The following is a 16,664-nucleotide window of genomic DNA, read 5'->3' on the forward strand; positions in this document are numbered from 1 at the left end:
CTTAACTTTATCGCCCAGTCAGCCTCGCCGGGCGAGCCAAGGGGAGCCCAGCGCCGGCCGGTCACCCGCCGCCCTTGATCCGTCGGCCGCCACTGAGGTCGGCCGTCACTTCGTACCTCTCCCCATGTCTTGCTTCAGGAGGATCCATGTCCGGTAGCCCGCCACCCACCGGCGGTTTCGTCCGTCGTGTCGGCCTGTTCCAGGCCACCGCCATCAACATGAGCCAGATGTGCGGCATCGGCCCGTTCGTGACGATCCCGCTGATGGTCGCCGCGTTCGGCGGCCCGCAGGCGGTCATCGGCTTCATCGCGGGCGCCCTGCTGGCGCTCGCCGACGGGCTGATCTGGGCCGAACTGGGCGCGTCCATGCCCGGCTCCGGCGGCAGTTACGTGTATCTGCGCCAGGCCTTCCAGTACCGCACCGGACGTCTGATGCCGTTCCTTTTCGTGTGGACGGCCATGCTCTTCATCCCGCTGATCATGTCCACCGGCGTGGTCGGCTTCGTCCAGTACCTGGGCTATCTGGCCCCCGACATGGGGAAGACCACCGGCGATCTCGTCGGACTCGGCATCGTCGCCCTGGTGGTCGTCCTCCTCTGGCGCGGCATCGAGCACATCGCGCGGATCACCGCCGTGATGTGGGCGGTCATGATCACCTCGGTCGTCCTGGTGATCGCCGCCGCGGCCACCGACTTCAGCGCGGACCTGGCGTTCACCTACCCGGCGCACGCCTTCGAACTCACCAGCGGCCACTTCTGGATCGGCTTCGCCGCGGGTCTGACCATCGGCATCTACGACTACCTGGGCTACAACACCAGCGCGTACATGGGCGCCGAGATCAAGGACCCGGGCCGCACCCTGCCCCGCTCCATCATCTTCTCGATCCTCGGCATCATGGCGATCTACCTGCTGCTGCAGATCGGCACGCTCGGCGTCATCGACTGGCACCGGATGACCGACCCCGGAGACATCGCTTCGACCTCCGTGGCCTCCGCGGTCCTGGAGAAGACCTGGGGCAAGGGCGCCGCCGACACGGTCACGGTCCTCATCCTCATCACCGCATTCGCCTCGGTCTTCACCGGCCTGCTCGGGGGCTCGCGGGTGCCGTACGACGCGGCGCGCGACCGCGTCTTCTTCCGCCCTTACGCCAAGCTGCACCCCCGGCACCGCTTCCCGATGCTGGGCCTCGCGACCATGGGCGTCATCACGGCGATCGGCTTCCTCATCGGCCGCCACACCGACCTGGCGACCCTCATCCAGCTGCTCACCACGGTCATGGTGATCGTCCAGGCGCTGGCCCAGATCGTCGCCCTCTCGGTGCTGCGCAAACGGCAACCGCACCTGCGCCGCCCGTACAAGATGTGGCTCTACCCGCTGCCGAGCTTCCTCGCCCTCGCGGGCTGGCTCACCATCTACGGATACGCGGACAAGAACTCCCCGGGCCGCCACCCCATCGAATGGTCCCTGGCCTGGCTCGCCCTCGGTTGTATCGCCTTCGTCGTCTGGGCGCGTCTGGAGAAGGTGTGGCCCTTCGGGGCGGAGGAGGTCAGCGAGGAGTACCTGACCGCGCCGACGCCGGACGCGGAGCCCGCGGGGGCGTGACCGAGCGGCGGGACCGGCGTGGCCGGGCCCGCCCACGTCACCCGGCGGGGAGCCAGCCGGTGGCGGCCACGACCTCACGCGCGATGTCGGTCACCGCGCGGTCGTCGGTCGCCACCCGCACGGTGTCCTCCGGCGCTCGCGCGTCCAACAACCGTGCCTTGTAGGCGCTGTTCTTCATCTCCCGCTCCAACTCGGAGCCGATTTCCCGCCGCTTGAGCCGCCGGGCGGTGGTCTCGTCGGTGGCGGTCAGCAGCACGCGTACGATCCGTACGTCCGCTCCCATCGACCGTTCGAAGAGGCCCGCGGACTCGGTCAGCACGCTCACGGTGTTGGTGTAGACGAGACGCCGGTAGCCCAGCTCGGCGTAGTTCCCCCACACCGCTCGGAGGTTCCGCTCGGCGACCCCGGCGCGGTGCGGGTCGCCCTCCGGCGCCGGATGCACGTGCCCCATGAAATCGCCCTCGATGACCGCGTGGGCGATCTGCGCGACCCGCAGCCGTGCCGAAACCTCCCAGCCCACCGTGGACTTGCCGACGCCCGCGCGCCCGCCGATGAGCAGTACCTCCGCGTGATCCATACGCTCAGCGTGCCTGACCTTCCTGGTCTTCCGCGCGGTCGCCCCGGATTTCGTCGGTCTCCAGATGGCGCCAGGTCCGCAGGACGACCTCCCGGCCCTTCGCCGTCCGGATGATGGGCTCGTCGTCCGTGAGAGCGAACCCGGTCGCCTTGGCGACGGCCTTGCTCGCCGTGTTGCCGTCCTCGATGCGCAGCAGGACGCGCCGCGCCCCGATCTGCCGTACCGCGTAGTCCACGAGGAGCCGCACCGCCTTCGAGGCCAGCCCTCGCCTCCGGTGGGCGGCCCCGACCCCGTAGGCGAGTTCGACATCGCCCTCGTCGGCGGCACCGCGGAACAGCATGACTTCGCCCTGCGCCACACCGCCGTCCGTGGTGATGACGAGCTGCACGGCATGCCCCTTCGCCCGCTGCTCGCGAGCTGCGGCGAGGTACCTCCGCGCTGCCTCGGTGTCGAAGGGTGACGGTGCCCCCGTCCACCGGTCGACCTCCGGATCGTCGTACATCGCGACCAGGTCCGGCACGTCGTCGTCGGACCACTCGCGCAGCCGTATCCCGAACCCTTCGAGCCGCAGCGGGGTGGGGACGACGAACGTCGTTCGGCTGCTCATGAGTTGATCCTGCCCCGGGGTGCCGGGGCGGCCAAGTGGCACCTCAACTGATCTCCGCGGGGCTGTCCCCGGGCGCGAGGTACGGGCTCGGGTTCTCGGCGGAGCGCAAGGCCGCGCGGATCTCGTCCGCTGGATCTCCCTGGTGGTACGGCCGCTCCGACGGCTCGATGCCGTCGAGGAACTCCTGGTAGCGGACGGCGTATGTGAGGTGAGCGAGCGGCTCGGCGACGGTGAGGGCGCGCGCCGGGTCGCTGGTGGGGACCTGGGCCTTCCACGCGTCGATCCAGGCGCGTGCGGCCGGCGCGCGGCGCGACTCGGGGAGGAAGTCCTGGACCCGCAGGCCGTCCAGGACCGGGTTGCCCCAATAGGCGTCGGCGAAGTCCACGACCACGGGCGGGCCGCCGTCACTGCGCCAGTTGCCGGGGTGGAAGTCACCGTGCACGACGGTGTCGGGCAGCCCGCACTCGGCGAGGAGATCCCAGCGGTCCGCCAACTCCTTTGCGGCGACCAGCGCTTGAGCGGTCAGGTCCCGCGCGGCCGGCCCGTCGAGCAGCTCGCGCAGCCGGTCGGCGAGGACCGGCGCACGCCAGTCCCGGACGCCAGTGGGGTACGGCTCCTGGACGCCAGTCGGGCACCCCTCCCGGATGGTCGTCGGGTGTCCACCCGGAGTGTTCGCGGGACCCCCGAGTGCCAGCGCCGCCTGTGCCGCGACGAAACGCTCCATGACGGCGGCCACCGTCTCGGACGAGGCCCCCCAGCAGTCCTCGCCAGGGATGTGCTCCATCAGGATGCGGTGCTCGCCGGAGCCGAGGAGCGTCGCGACCAGACCCGGGTCGACCTGCGCGAACGCGGCCACGACCGTGGCCTCGTCGGCCGCGAAGTGCGGTGTCGTCTTGAGCCAGGCCGTGCCTTGGCCGGTGGGCAGACGGAAGAGCCCGGCCAGGTTCCACGTACGGCGTTGCTCGACCGGTCCGGTCACCGGCCGCCCCGCCGAAGTCAGCGTCCCGGCCGCCCAGTCGAGGAGTTCGCGCAGGCCGTCCGCCCGCGCCCACGGCGACCGGAGCTCGTCGTGACCGTTCAACAGGACCTGATCGACGGGGCGTTGGTCCAGCAGTCCGGGCGCCGGATGCTCCAACGCCTCGACGTGGTACGTCACATGGCCGTCCCGTCCGCCCGCACCACCGTCGACGCTCAGCAGCCGCAGGACAAGCACCGGAACGCCGAGCAGCTCCTCCAGCCGACCGGTGACCGGCTCCACCTCGGACCACCAAGGGATGTCCACGGGGAAGGGGCCGACGACACCGAGGAAGTCCTCACCCGAAGTCACCCACGCACTCACAGTTCTACTCACCGCGAAAGTGTGAGCGACCGCAGCCGGTCTCCGCCAACGATTAATCCGACTCTCGGCGCGACGCCTTGCTCCGCGTCGCAGCTCCGCCGGCTCGAGCACGGCGGCTGAGCGCGGGGAGCACCCACCGGCTTCTCGCAGGTCAGGCGCCGATGGAGCCCTGCGGGGCAGGCGTCGACGCGTTGTCCGCCGACGTCGTGGAGCCTCACGTTGACATGCAAGTGATTGCCTGCATAACGTTGAGTGTGCAATCAGAGAGCGACCCCGGAATGGATCAGGTCTTCAAGGCGCTGGCCGACCAGACGCGCAGGCAGCTGCTGGACCGGCTGCACGAGCACAACGGTCAGACGCTGGGCGAGCTGTGCGAGCGCATCGACATGACCCGTCAGTCGGTGACGCAGCACCTGGCCGTTCTGGAGGCCGCCAACCTGGTCAGCACCGTGCGGCGGGGGCGGGAAAAGCTGCACTACCTCAATCCGGTGCCGCTCCACGAGATCCAGGAGCGGTGGATCGACAAGTTCGAGCGCCCGCGGCTGCGCGCGCTCAGCGCCCTGAAGCGACGAGCCGAGGAAACCATGACCGACAAGCCGAACTTCGTGTACGTCATCTACATCCAGAGCACACCCGAGAAGGTCTGGGACGCGCTCACCGACGCCGACCTGACCGCCGCCTACTGGGGCCACCGCAATGTCTCGGACTGGCGGCCGGGCTCACGGTGGGAACACCGGCGCACGGACCGCTCCGGTATCGCCGACGTCATCGGCACCGTCGTGGAGAGTGACCGCCCGACCCGCCTCGTGACCACCTGGGCCGCGCCCGAGGACGAGGGCAAGGAGGACAGGTACTCCCGGGTCACCTACGACATTCAGCCGCACGCCGACATCGTCCGGCTGACGGTGACCCACGAGGACCTGCCTGACGAGACCGCGCTGAGCGACGTCACCTCCGGTTGGTCGGCGGTGCTCTCCAACCTGAAGTCCCTCCTCGAGACCGGCAGCCCGCTGCCGCAGGAGCCGTGGCTGGTGCCGAACCGCTGACAGACACGGGAAGGCCGGTCCGCCGCTGGGCGGACCGGCCGCATGTGTGCTTCCTTCCTCGCTACGCCCGTGGGGTGCTTCTCGTCGCCGTGATCGCGCACAACGCCCCCAGCACCACGGCCAGAACGCCGATGATGATGCTGTTGAGCACGACTCCGGTGTCCGGGCTGGTGCCGACGATCCACGGCGAGATGATCATCCACGTGCCCATCGCGCAGATGGCCCAGCTCAGGCCGTACATCCTCTCCGGCGTTACGGTGAATCCGAGGGCCAGCAGGGATATCGCGATGCCGATGACCAGGTTGTGGGTCACCAGGTCGGGCTGGCTTGTCGTGTAGTGGAGGATCCACGGGGATACGGCGCAGTACAGACCGAGCAGGAACACCGGCCCGTCCACGAGCGCCACATCGCGACCACCGAGCATGCGGTCATACCGAGCCCGCATTTCGGATACATCGGGATGGCTGGTGATGTCACCCCTGGGATGCGAGACGTTGGCCATGACTCGTCTCCTTCGATCTTTTCTCGATCTCGGCGACCCGACCGCGTTTGGTGCGGTATGCGGTAAACGCCGCGTGCATCCATTCTGCGCTTATTTCTTCTTTATGTGTAGGGCGGGCGGGTCCCCGGAGGCCTACGGGGCGATGAGCAGGCGGGCGATGGCGCGGCGGGCCCGCGTGGGGGCCTGCTGGTCGCGGTGGAGCTGGATGGACTGGTTGGCCGCCAGAGCCACGCCGTTGAGCTCGAAGACCAGTTGGTCCACGTCGGTGCGTTCCGGGAGTTCGCGGGTCTCGACCGCGGTGATCAGCTCCGAGGTCACATACGCCGACCAGGCGGCGAGGGCTTCCAGTACCGCGTCGCGGACCGGGCCGGGGCGGCCGTCGAACTCGCTCGCCACCGAGGTGAGGAGGCAGCCCCCGTGGCCCTCGGCCTCGGCCATGTAGTCGATCCACTCGTCGAAGGCGCGCGCCAGCCGCTCGGTGCCGGGCCTGGCGCCCATGGCGCGCGCCGGGACCCGCAGCCGGAACCTCTCGACCGCCGCGTCCAGAACGGCGAGTTGGAGCGCCTCCTTGCTGCCGAAGTGGCCGATCACTCCCGCCTTGCTCATGTCCAGATCGACTGCCAGCCGCCCGATGGTGAGTCCTTCGAGTCCCTCGGCGGTGGCCAGCGCGAGGGCGCTCTCGATGATCCGGTCGCGTGTGGCGGCGGTTTCTGCAACGGACTTGCGCGGGCTCATGTGACCACCTTAACCTGACGACCGTTCGCTAATAGCTTACGAACGTTCGCTATCTATGGCGGGCTTCGTCGCGGCGTCGTGGGGTGTCATGGCGGCATCCACGGGACGCGCGACGGGATTCACCGCGCGAAGGGACTCACCGTGAAGATCCACCATCTGAACTGCGGTTCCATGAGGACGATCGACACCGAGGAGGGGAGCCTGCCCGCGGTCTGCCACTGTCTGCTCGTCGAGACCGACCGCGACGGACTCGTGCTGGTCGAGAGCGGCATCGGTACGGCCGATGTGGCGCGGCCCGAGGAGAGCCTCGGCGCGGAGTTCCTCGGCCGCGCCCAGCCCGTCCTCGACCTCGCGGAGACCGCGCTGCACCAGGTCGCCGAGCTCGGCTTCCGTCCGGAGGACGTCCGGCACATCGTGCTCAGCCACCTCGACCTCGACCACGCGGGAGGCCTCGCCGACTTCCCCTGGGCCAAGGTCCATCTGAACGAGGCCGAACACCGCGCGGCGATGGCGGCCCCCGGCGCCCACTCCGAGGACCGCCTCCGCTACCGCCCGGCCCAGTGGGCGCACCGCCCGCACTGGGTGACGTATCCGGAACCCCAGGGCGACCCCTGGTTCGGATTCGACGCGGTCCGCCCGCTGGCAGGTCTGGGCGCGGAGATCCTGCTCGTTCCCCTCGGCGGCCACACCCGCGGCCACAGCGCGATAGCCGTCGAGGACTCCGGCCGCTGGCTCCTGCACTGCGGCGACGCCTACTACTTCCACCGCGAGATCGACCCCGACCACCCACAGGGCCACCCCGGTATGGACGTCCTCCAGCAGATCACCGAGGTGGACAGGCCGCTGCGGCTCGGCAACCATGCCCGTCTGCGGGAACTCGTGCGCCTGCACGGCGATGAAGTGGACGTCTTCAGCGCACACGACCCCTGGGAACTGGAGCGGTACGCGGGCGGAGGCGGAATTGCGGGAACCGAGTGAGGACCAGCTGCTGGCGCGCTTGCCCGAGAGTGTCTGGGCAACGCCGTACGTCGGCCGGCGCTTTCCCGGCTCGCGGTCCGTGGCCGAGAAGCCGGGCCTGGCCGACGGCGCGAACTGCCAGCTCTTCGCCTACGAAGTGCTCCGGCACTTCGGCCTGGACGTTCCCGCCCGGCGGTCGAGCGACCTGTGGGCCGACACCGAGCACACCGAGAGGGTCCACGCCTCCAGGCCGTTGGACCTGGCCCTCTTCAATGCCACCGGCGACTCCTGGGGCGCCCACGTCGGGGTCGTGGTCGGGGAGGGCCGCATCCTTCACCTCTGCGCCGAGGCGGGCCGCCCGGCTGTCTGGAGTTCGGTGGAGTTCGCCGTACGAGAGCGCTACCGCACCCTGCTGGGCTACAAGCGCCCACGGTCCGGGCAGGAGTGACGGATGGTCAGGTTCGGCGACGGGTACTGACAGCGCCGGAGGCGGTGTATGGGCAGCCGGTCACCCCACCGTCGGTGTCGGTGTCGGTGTCGGTGTCGGTGTCGGCGTCACGGTAGCCGCGGAGTTGTTCGCGGGTGGGGTGAGTACGGCGGTCGGTTCGCCCGGCTGGGGCGGTGGTGGCGTGAGATTCTGGGCGGGCAGTTTCGGACTGGCGGTCTCCTGGAACAGCACCTGATCGAAGTTGACCAGTCCGGTCTTCTCCATCACCGTGATGTGGTCCAGCACGGTGTCGTTGGCCTGGTCGGCCAGTTCACGCACCAGCGTGTTCCTGGTGGTGGCCCGGATCTTCGCGACGACCGAGAAGATCTGCCCGTGGGTCACCCGGAGGATGTTGGCGAGGTCGGTGTCGAACTGCTTGCCGCTGTCTCCGCTCAGTGTCGCCACGAAACCCTGTTGTTGCGGAGACGGCTTGTTGGGCAGGGTGATGCCGAGTTGAGTGGCTACCTTGCGGCAGGTGGCATCCAGCGCGGCATGCCCCTGGACCAGGTGTTGACCGGCGGTCCTGACCGCCGGGGTCGTGCCCTTCTGCAAGGCCAACTGCCCGGAGGGGTACTCCCACAGACCAGCCGCGCGTACCTTGACGACGAAGTCCCGGTCGGCCTCGGTCAGCGGGCCCGACGCGGTGTTGGCGATGACGCGGGTCGGGGAGCCAGCCGTGTTCTGCAGGCCGAGCACAGCCGGGTAGGCGAGCGCGGCGAGAGTCATTGTCAACGCACCCGCAACGAAGAGGGTTCCTGCGTTCCGCGCGATGCGCATTGAGCCTCCTGGTGGGGCGGCAGCCCAGAGCGGGACACTCCGGTGAGCCGCGTGGTGGATCCGGTACGAGTGGATCCGTTGCGGGTGGTTCGGACGTCCACCAGTACGGCCGCGCGGGGGAGGGGAATCTTTACTGCGGGTAAAATCCGTGTGCACGCTCACCCGCCGTTCACTGCCCCGCTCCGCTTCAGGTGCCTCGGGCCAGACTGCCGCCGAGCTCCCCGGCCCTGCGCACAAACGCCTCGTGCAGGTCGTGGGCCGCGCGGGGTACGGAGTCCGCCCTACGGCGCTGCAGCATCAGCAGGACCTGTGTCGTGTCGTCGGCGAGCGGCCGGTAGGTGATCGCGCCGCGCCGCTCCAGGGGGTCGCCGATGACGCTGAAGTCGGGGAGGACCGTGGCGCCCAGGCCCTCGGCGACCATGAGCTTGCCCATTTCGGCGCCGTCGGTGGAGTACGAGAAGGACGGTCCGTGGCCCTCCAGGAGCCGGTGGAGGTAGCGGTGCATGACATAGCCGGAGCGCATCGCGATCAGCGGCTCGTGCTCGTCCAGGAGGTCGGACGCCGACACCGTGTCCAGTGCGGCCAGGGGGCTGTCCGGTCGTACGCACAACACCGGGCGCCCGCGCAGCAGTTCGGTGGTCTCGAAGTCGGCGGGCAGATCGTCGCCGTCCAGATGGTTCACCAGGCCCAGATCGAAACCGCCCTCCGACAGCGCCCGGTGGATCTCCGACTGCTGGGCGCCGACCACCTCCACCTGCGTCGGCGGATGCCTCGCACGGAAGTCCCGGACCGTTGGGATGAGCAACGGCACGGTCGCCGCGTTCACCGTGCCGACGCGGACCATACGGCTGATGCGGTGCTGCTCGCCCGCCGCGCCGCGCAGCCGGTCCACCGCGTCCAGCACGTTGATGATGTGTGGCAGCAGCTCCCGCCCCTCGGCGCTCATCTTCGCCCCGGACCGCTTGCGCTCCAGCAGATCGACGCCGAGCTCCCGCTCCAGGTTCCGCACGGTCTCGCTGAGCGCGGGCTGGGAGAGGTGGAGTTCCTCGGCGGCCCGGCGCAACGAGCCGAGCCGGGTGACCGCCGCGATGTATTCCAGCTGCTCTATTCGCACCGCAGCAGAATGCGGCCGTCGCCGCAGCCGGTTCAAGGGTTTCCCTGTCACGCCTTCGTGAAATTCGCCGGTCCGGGATGCGAGACCGGTCGGCTATTCCTTGACTGCCCGGTCCGGGGGCTGCCACGATCGACGACATGAAGATGCGACTGGACCTCACGCGGCGACGCCACGTCGACCTCGCGCGTGTCTCCAGCTCCTTCTGTTGTCGCGAAGCCTGACGATCCCGCCGGTAGGGTCCCCTTCGCACGAGCCGGTCCGCCCGCGGTGAATTCTTCCCGCACGGCGCGCCTCGATGCATTCCCCTACCTGCCGCACCCATTTCGCCGCCCGCATTCCCTGAGAATTCCCGGGCCTCAATTCGTCATGCCCTCATTCCGCACACCAGGAGTTCTCCGTGTCCGTAACCGAACCCGTCCGCTTCGCCTACTGGGTCCCCAACGTCAGCGGCGGCCTGGTCACCAGCAAGATCGAGCAGCGCACCGACTGGGGTTACGACTACAACCGCGAACTCGCCGTTCTCGCCGAGAACAACGGCTTCGACTACGCGCTCAGCCAGGTCCGCTACATGGCCAGCTACGGCGCCGAGTTCCAGCACGAGTCGACCAGCTTCAGCCTCGCCCTGCTCCTCGCCACCCAGCGTCTGAAGGTCATCGCCGCCGTCCACCCCGGTCTGTGGCACCCGGGCGTCCTCGCCAAACTCGGCGCCACCGCCGACCACTTGTCGGGCGGCCGCTTCGCGGTCAACGTCGTCAGCGGCTGGTTCAAGGGCGAGTTCACCGCCCTCGGCGAGCCCTGGCTGGAGCACGACGAACGCTACCGCCGCTCCGAGGAGTTCATCCGCGCCCTGCGCCAGATCTGGACCGAGGACCACACCGAACTCGCCGGAGACTTCTACCGGTTGCGTGACTTCTCCCTCAAGCCCAAGCCCCTCAACACCCCCGAGCGCCCGCATCCGGAGATCTTCCAGGGCGGCAACTCCACCGCCGCGCGCGCCATGGCGGGCCGTGTCTCCGACTGGTACTTCTCCAACGGCAAGGACTTCGGCGGGGTCGTCGAGCAGATCGCGGATGTTCACAAAGCCGCGACCGAAGCAGGGCGCAAGGCGCCGAAGTTCGGGCTCAACGGCTTCCTGATCGCCCGCGACACCGAGGCCGAGGCCCGCGAGACCCTCCGCGAGATCGTCGCCCAGGCCGACAACGAGGCCGTCGAGGGCTTCGGCGCCGCCGTGAAGCAGGCCGGGCAGTCCACCGCCGACGGCAAGGGCATGTGGCAGGACTCCAGCTTCGAGGACCTCGTCCAGTACAACGACGGCTTCCGTACGGGGCTGATCGGCACTCCGGAGCAGATCGCCGAACGGATCGTCGCCTACAAGCGGCTCGGCGTCGACCTCTTCCTCCTCGGCTTCCTGCACTACCACGAGGAGGTCGAGTACTTCGGCCGGCGGGTGCTGCCCCTCGTACGCGAACTGGAGGCCCAACTGCCCCACGCGGAGCCCGAGTCCGTCCCCGCGCACGCCTGACTCCCACCCCGGCATCCCGCTCACCCGGAACTCCGCTCACGAAAGAGGGCCCATGGCCACCGTTCTGTCCGTCTCAGGCAGCCCCTCCGTCTCCTCCCGCACCGCCAAACTCCTGCGCCACCTGGACACCCGGCTGGCCGCGCAGGGGCACGAGGTGATCCCGCTCGACGTCCGCACCATCCCCGCGGAAGCCCTGCTCGGCGCCGACTTCCAGCACCCCGCCATCGTCGAGGCGACCGAACTCTTCGCCCGCGCCGACGGCGTCGTCATCGGCACCCCCGTCTACAAGGCCGCCTACTCCGGCGTCCTCAAGGCCCTGCTCGACCTGCTCCCGCAGTACGCCCTCACCGGAAAGACCGTGCTGCCGCTGGTCACCGGAGGCAGCACCGCCCATGTCCTCGCCCTCGACTACGCACTGCGCCCGGTGCTCAACTCCATGGGCGCCGCGCACATCGTCCAGGGCTGGTTCACCCTCGACAAGGACATCACCACGGGGGAGGACGGCAGCATCACCGTGGAACCGGGCACGGCCAAGGCGCTGACCCAGGTGGTCGACCAGTTCTCGGCGGCCCTGGGCCGTACCCCGCTGCTGGCGGCGGCGGGCTGACACCATGACCGCCAAAGTGATCGCCGACGACGTCGAGGCCCTGGCCGCCGCGGCCGCGCTCGCCGACGAGTTCCGCGCCGGGGCCTCCGCCCGGGACACCGAACGGAGACTCCCACGCGAGGAGTTGGAGCGGCTGTCCGTCTCCGGACTGCTCGCCGTCACCGTGCCCGCCGAGCACGGCGGGGCGGACGTACGCCAGGAGACCCTCGCGGAGATCTTCCGGCTGCTGGCCTCGGCCGACGCCAGCCTCGCCCAGATTCCGCAGAACCACTTCGTGTACGTGAATGTGATCCGCCGTCAGGGAACCCCGGAACAGCGGGAGTTTTTCTTCGGCGAAGTCCTGGCCGGGCGCCGCTTCGGCAACGCCCAGTCGGAGGCGGGCACCCAGCACGTCCAGGACATCCGCACCCGCCTCGAACCGCAGCCGGACGGCTCGTACGTGCTCACCGGCGTCAAGCACTACTCCACGGGCGCGCTCTTCGCCGACTGGATCCCCGTCCTTTCCCGCGCAGAGGACGACAACCCGCACGTCGCGTATGTCCCACGGGACGCCGACGGAGTGACGGTCGTCGACGACTGGGACGGCATGGGGCAGCGTACGACGGCCAGCGGCACCGTCCGTCTCGACGCCGTCCGCGTCCCGGCGGAGCGTGTCGTCCCGCACCACCTCACCTTCCGGGGACCGCAACTCCACGGTGCGGTCGCGCAGTTGTTGCACGCCGCCATCGACGCCGGGATCGCGGCGGGCGCGCTCGCCGAGGCCGTCGAGTTCGTCCGTACTAAGAGCCGCCCCTGGTTCGAGAGCGGCGTCGACACCGCCGCCGAGGATCCGCTGCTCATCCAGCGCTTCGGTGAACTCGCCATCCAGGTGCGGGCGTCCGAGGCACTGCTCGGTGTCGCGGCCCGCGCGGTCGACGCGGCCCGCGACGACCTGACCGACGACTCGGCGGCCGAGGCGTCCATCGCCGTGGCCGCGGCCAAGGTGCACACCGCCGCCACCGCCGTGGAGGTGGCGGGCGCCCTCTTCGAGGTGTCCGGCACCCGCTCCGCCCTCAACTCCCTCAATCTGCACCGGCATTGGCGCGACGCCCGCACCCACACCCTGCACGACCCGGCCCGCTGGAAGGTCCAGCACATCGGCCGTTACGTACTCAACGGCACCAAGCCCCCTCGGCACGGCCTGCTCTGATCGGAGACCCCACGTGTCCCTCACCTTCCACTGGTTCCTGCCCACCAACGGCGACAGCCGCCATGTCGTCGGCGGCGGCCACGGCACCCCGGCCACCGCCTCCGGACGGGACCGGCCGCCGACGGTCGCCTATCTGAGTCAGATCGCCCGCGCCGCGGAGGACCTGGGCTTCGTCGGCGCGCTCACCCCCACGGGCGCCTGGTGCGAGGACGCCTGGCTGACCACCGCGATGGTCAGCCAGAACACCGAACGGCTCAAGTTCCTGGTCGCCTTCCGGCCCGGCTTCGTCTCACCCACGCTCGCCGCGCAGATGGCCTCCACCTTCCAGCGGCAGACCGGCGGACGGCTGCTGCTCAACGTGGTCACCGGTGGCGAGAGCCACGAGCAGCGTGCCTACGGCGACTTCCTCGACAAGGACGCCCGATACCGCCGTACCGGCGAATTCCTTCAGATCGTCCGGGACTTGTGGGACGGCAAGACCGTGGACCTGTCCGGCGAACACCTCCAGGTCGAGGACGCCAAACTCGCCCGCGTGCCCGACCCGGTCCCCGAGATCTACTTCGGCGGCTCCTCGCCCCTGGCCGGCGAGGTCGCCGCCCGCCACGTCGACGTCTACCTCACCTGGGGCGAACCGCCCGCCCAGGTCGCCGCGAAGATCGCGTGGGTGCGCGGTCTCGCCGAAAGGGAGGGCCGCACCGTCCGGTTCGGGATCCGGCTGCATGTCATCACCCGTGACACCTCCGAGCAGGCCTGGGCCGAGGCGCACAAGCTCCTCGACGGCTTCGACCCGCAGACGGTGAAGTCTGTCCAGACAGGGCTCGCCCGCAGCGAGTCCGAGGGCCAGCAGCGCATGCTCGCCCTGCACGGCGGCAGCCGCGACGGACTGGAGATCCACCCCAATCTGTGGGCCGGTATCGGCCTGGTCCGCGGCGGCGCGGGCACCGCCCTGGTCGGCAGCCACGACGAGGTCGCCGAGCGGATCAAGGAGTACCACGCCCTCGGCATCGACGAGTTCGTGCTCTCCGGCTATCCGCACCTGGAAGAGGCGTACTGGTTCGGCGAGGGCGTCCTGCCCCGGCTGGCCGCGCAGGGCCTGTGGCAGCACCCGTTCGCCCAGCCGGCCGCTCCCTCGGCACAGGTGCCCTTCGCGAGCTAGACCTCGCCACCCCTCGACCGCTCGCACCGCCCTGGCGCCCGGCGCAGGCCGGGCCCACACTGATGACGTCGTGCCCGGAGGCGACGGGGGGCGGGCGGGATGGCGACGACACGCATCGAACGATCCGAGGCCGCGCGGCCGGAGCGACGGCCGGAACTGGACGCGATCCGCACCCTGGTCGTCATCGGCCTGGTCTTCTTCCACGCGGCCCTGGTCTTCGACACCCGCGACGACTACTACGTCAAGAACGCCGAGACCACCGACGCCACCACGGTCATCGCCGGTCTCGGCGTCGTCTGGGCCATGCCGATGCTCTTCCTCGTCGCCGGCCTCGGCTCCTGGCACTCCCTGCGCCGCCGTACCCCCGCCGCCTTCGCCGCGGAACGGCTGCGCAGGCTCGGCGTGCCGCTGGTGTTCGCCACGCTCACGATCATCCCCGTCCCGCAGTGGCTCCGGCTGCGGGCCGCCGACCCCGGATACCACGAGTCGTACCTGCGCTTCTGGCCGCGCTTCTTCGACGTGCGCCCGGACTTGGCCGACTTTCCGTTCGTGCTCCAGGGCCGGTACTTCGAGACCGGGCACCTGTGGTTCGTGGTGCTGCTGCTCCTCTTCTCGCTCCTGCTGGCCCCGCTGGTCGCCCTGTTGCCCCCAGGCCGCGTCCGCCGGATCCGCGACCGGGCCGCCGCCGCGGTGGAACGGCGCCGGGGTGCCGTACTCCTGCCGGCCGTCCCGGTCGCGGTGGTCAGCGCGCTGCTCGGCCTGGAGGAGGGATTCGCCGCGTGGAGCCGCTGGGCGTATCTGCTGTTCTTCCTGTACGGCTTCGTCCTCGCCACCGACGCGCGGTTCCGCGCGGCGATGCGCCGTGATGCGACGGCGGCCGCCGTGCTGGGCCTGGCGTTCTTCTCCGTCGGCCTGCCCGGCTTCATGGCGGCGGACGACCCCTCCACGGACATGACCCCCCTCGCGATCGGCGCGCGCACCCTGTACGGCGCGGCGGGCTGGTGCTGGCTGGTGGCGATCCTCGGCCTCCTGGACCGCCGCCGAGCCCACCTGCCCACAACGCTTGCGACACCCGCAACGCCCGCCACGGTCACGACACCCGCGATGGCTGCCGGAAGCCCGGCACCCGGTCGAGGCAGGCGCCTCTACGCATATCTGGCCGCCGCCGCACTGCCCCTGTACGTCCTCCACCAGCCGATCGTCGTCGCCGTGGCGTACGGCGTGGTCGGCTGGAACGCGCCGATGGGGATCAAGTACGCCGTGATCGTGGCGGCTTCACTCGCGCTGACCGTGGCCGCCTACGACCTCCTGATCCGGCGCACGCGCGTGACCCGCTTCCTCTTCGGGCTGCGCGCATGAGCGACGAGTCACCGGTCCATGTCCGCGAGGGAACCGAGGTGCGCCGCACGCACCTCGGCCGTCTGCCCCTGCACCAGCAGGAACATCCCCTCGCGCGCCAGCCGCTGCGCCGGGCTGCCCAGGTCGATGGACCGCCCGCCACCGGCCACCACAGCCGCGGTCGTCGCCGCGCGCATCAGGTCGTACGCCCGCACCTTGGCCGCCAGCCGCTCCTCGATCCGCTCGTGCGCCACCGGGTGATCGGCCAGCTCGTACGCCTGCCGCCTGACGTCGTCGAGGTGGGCGCGCAGGGCGCGCGCGGTCTCCTTGGCCGCGGGATCGCCGTCCAGCAGATCGAGCGCCGCCGCCGTGACCCCGAAGACGGCCGGTGAGGCATTGGTGTTCTTGGGGCGGTCGGTGGCGGCCCAGGCCTCGTACGGGGTGCGCAGGGCCACCGCCTCGTCGGGCAGCCACAGACCGTCCAGCTCCAGGGAAACCGTCCGGGAGGCGGTGAGCGCGGCGAGCCGCATCGGAGGGGAGGGGCGCAGGCCGGGCTGTTCGCGCGCCTCGGTGAACGCGAACAGTGCCTCGTCCGCGTCCGTCACCCCCGCCAGCAGCATCACGTCGTTGAGCCCCCAGCCCGTGTACCAGGGCACCGTCCCGTCGAAGCGCCAGCCCCCGCGCTCACGGGTGACCCGGACCGGGATGCGCGGATAGGCACGCAGCTGTGCGTACGCCACCCCGGACAGCAGCTCCCCGCTCGCCAGTGGCCCCAACAATCTGTCTCGCACCGGGAGTTCACTCTTGGCCAAGGTCTGCACCGGTGTGTGGTGCTGGGTCTGCACGAACCATGTCGAGCAGCATGCCCCGGCCAGGATCTCCGCGATCTCCCGGGCCACCGCGACGGGCGCCGCCCACCCGCCGTACTCCTCCGGCGCGCTCATCCCGAGCAGCCCCGACCCCTTGATCGCCTCGATGCTGCTCGCGGGCACGCCCTCCTGGTCCACGCGCTCTGCCCGGGGCGCCAGCACCTCGGCCGCGAGACGGCGCGCCCGGGTGACGAGGGGGTGCGGTGCGGTGATCATCGAAAAATCTCCCGGTGTTGTGGTG

The 16,664-nt window shown here is 70.1% G+C and carries 18 protein-coding genes; 10 read left to right on the forward strand and 8 right to left on the reverse strand.

The annotated features are described in order from the left end of the window. Window positions 1-146 precede the first annotated feature (146 nt). A complete protein-coding gene (locus tag ACZ4WS_RS36520; protein ID WP_467987181.1) occupies window positions 147-1,601 on the forward strand; it encodes an APC family permease in 1,455 nt (484 codons plus the stop codon). A gap of 37 nt (window positions 1,602-1,638) precedes the next feature. On the opposite strand, the gene ACZ4WS_RS36525 is transcribed toward ACZ4WS_RS36520, so the two are convergent. The 3 genes from ACZ4WS_RS36525 to ACZ4WS_RS36535 are packed head-to-tail and all read right to left on the reverse strand — an operon-like array spanning window position 1,639 to window position 4,136. Next, on the reverse strand, window positions 1,639-2,178 hold the full coding sequence (locus tag ACZ4WS_RS36525) for an AAA family ATPase (RefSeq protein WP_467987182.1): 540 nt from the start codon (window positions 2,176-2,178) through the stop codon (window positions 1,639-1,641). Between the two features lie 4 nt (window positions 2,179-2,182). Next, entirely contained in the window at window positions 2,183-2,785 is a 603-nt protein-coding gene (locus ACZ4WS_RS36530) for a GNAT family N-acetyltransferase (RefSeq protein ID WP_467987184.1), read from the reverse strand. Between the two features lie 43 nt (window positions 2,786-2,828). Next, on the reverse strand, window positions 2,829-4,136 hold the full coding sequence (locus ACZ4WS_RS36535) for a phosphotransferase (RefSeq protein WP_467987185.1): 1,308 nt from the start codon (window positions 4,134-4,136) through the stop codon (window positions 2,829-2,831). A 266-nt stretch (window positions 4,137-4,402) separates the two neighbouring features. Here ACZ4WS_RS36535 and ACZ4WS_RS36540 point away from each other — a divergent pair, with 266 nt between their 5' ends. Continuing rightward, window positions 4,403-5,170, forward strand: a complete 768-nt coding sequence (locus ACZ4WS_RS36540) for an ArsR/SmtB family transcription factor (protein ID WP_467987187.1) — start codon at window positions 4,403-4,405, stop codon at window positions 5,168-5,170. A gap of 61 nt (window positions 5,171-5,231) precedes the next feature. Here ACZ4WS_RS36540 and ACZ4WS_RS36545 read toward each other — a convergent pair whose 3' ends face one another. Continuing rightward, on the reverse strand, window positions 5,232-5,672 hold the full coding sequence (locus ACZ4WS_RS36545) for an SPW repeat protein (RefSeq protein WP_467987188.1): 441 nt from the start codon (window positions 5,670-5,672) through the stop codon (window positions 5,232-5,234). Window positions 5,673-5,804: 132 nt separating this feature from the next. Next, the gene (locus tag ACZ4WS_RS36550) at window positions 5,805-6,407 is read right to left on the reverse strand and encodes a TetR/AcrR family transcriptional regulator (RefSeq protein WP_467987189.1); all 603 of its coding nucleotides are present in this window, start codon (window positions 6,405-6,407) and stop codon (window positions 5,805-5,807) included. A 171-nt stretch (window positions 6,408-6,578) separates the two neighbouring features. On the opposite strand from ACZ4WS_RS36550, the gene ACZ4WS_RS36555 reads away from it, so the two are divergent. Beyond that, window positions 6,579-7,385, forward strand: a complete 807-nt coding sequence (locus tag ACZ4WS_RS36555) for an MBL fold metallo-hydrolase (RefSeq protein WP_467987190.1) — start codon at window positions 6,579-6,581, stop codon at window positions 7,383-7,385. Beyond that, a complete protein-coding gene (locus tag ACZ4WS_RS36560; protein WP_467987191.1) occupies window positions 7,369-7,812 on the forward strand; it encodes a hydrolase in 444 nt (147 codons plus the stop codon). The genes ACZ4WS_RS36555 and ACZ4WS_RS36560 overlap by 17 nt, the downstream gene beginning before the upstream one ends. A 60-nt stretch (window positions 7,813-7,872) precedes the next feature. Here the strand turns inward: ACZ4WS_RS36560 and ACZ4WS_RS36565 are convergent, their stop codons facing one another. Both ACZ4WS_RS36565 and ACZ4WS_RS36570 read right to left on the reverse strand, forming a co-directional pair. Further along, window positions 7,873-8,628 (reverse strand): DUF4142 domain-containing protein, encoded by a 756-nt coding sequence (locus ACZ4WS_RS36565; RefSeq protein ID WP_467987193.1) that lies wholly within the window; start codon window positions 8,626-8,628, stop codon window positions 7,873-7,875. Window positions 8,629-8,815: 187 nt separating this feature from the next. Continuing rightward, window positions 8,816-9,742 carry a LysR family transcriptional regulator gene (locus ACZ4WS_RS36570; protein WP_467987194.1) on the reverse strand — a complete coding sequence of 309 codons (927 nt, stop codon included), beginning with the start codon at window positions 9,740-9,742 and terminating at the stop codon, window positions 8,816-8,818. Between the two features lie 143 nt (window positions 9,743-9,885). Between ACZ4WS_RS36570 and ACZ4WS_RS36575 the strand changes: the two genes are divergently transcribed. The 6 genes from ACZ4WS_RS36575 to ACZ4WS_RS36600 all read left to right on the forward strand — a co-directional run bounded on the left by ACZ4WS_RS36575 (window position 9,886) and on the right by ACZ4WS_RS36600 (window position 15,575). After that, the gene (locus ACZ4WS_RS36575) at window positions 9,886-9,963 is read left to right on the forward strand and encodes a putative leader peptide (RefSeq protein ID WP_356242872.1); all 78 of its coding nucleotides are present in this window, start codon (window positions 9,886-9,888) and stop codon (window positions 9,961-9,963) included. Between the two features lie 176 nt (window positions 9,964-10,139). Further along, window positions 10,140-11,264, forward strand: coding sequence for a dimethylsulfone monooxygenase SfnG (gene sfnG, locus ACZ4WS_RS36580; RefSeq protein ID WP_467987195.1), 1,125 nt, complete (start codon window positions 10,140-10,142; stop codon window positions 11,262-11,264). 52 nt (window positions 11,265-11,316) lie between these two features. Next, window positions 11,317-11,871: an NADPH-dependent FMN reductase gene (ssuE, locus tag ACZ4WS_RS36585; protein WP_467987197.1), complete on the forward strand. Its 555-nt coding sequence runs from the start codon at window positions 11,317-11,319 to the stop codon at window positions 11,869-11,871. A gap of 4 nt (window positions 11,872-11,875) precedes the next feature. Continuing rightward, the gene (locus ACZ4WS_RS36590) at window positions 11,876-13,060 is read left to right on the forward strand and encodes an SfnB family sulfur acquisition oxidoreductase (RefSeq protein WP_467987198.1); all 1,185 of its coding nucleotides are present in this window, start codon (window positions 11,876-11,878) and stop codon (window positions 13,058-13,060) included. 13 nt (window positions 13,061-13,073) lie between these two features. Further along, on the forward strand, window positions 13,074-14,216 hold the full coding sequence (locus tag ACZ4WS_RS36595; RefSeq protein WP_467987199.1) for an LLM class flavin-dependent oxidoreductase: 1,143 nt from the start codon (window positions 13,074-13,076) through the stop codon (window positions 14,214-14,216). Window positions 14,217-14,315: 99 nt separating this feature from the next. Next, window positions 14,316-15,575, forward strand: a complete 1,260-nt coding sequence (locus ACZ4WS_RS36600) for an acyltransferase family protein (protein WP_467987201.1) — start codon at window positions 14,316-14,318, stop codon at window positions 15,573-15,575. Between the two features lie 8 nt (window positions 15,576-15,583). On the opposite strand, the gene ACZ4WS_RS36605 is transcribed toward ACZ4WS_RS36600, so the two are convergent. After that, complete coding sequence (locus ACZ4WS_RS36605) at window positions 15,584-16,639, reverse strand: acyl-CoA dehydrogenase family protein (RefSeq protein ID WP_467987202.1); 1,056 nt, start codon at window positions 16,637-16,639, stop codon at window positions 15,584-15,586. Window positions 16,640-16,664: the final 25 nt, after the last annotated feature.

The sequence above is a fragment of the Streptomyces sp. NPDC029292 genome (assembly GCF_055569295.1).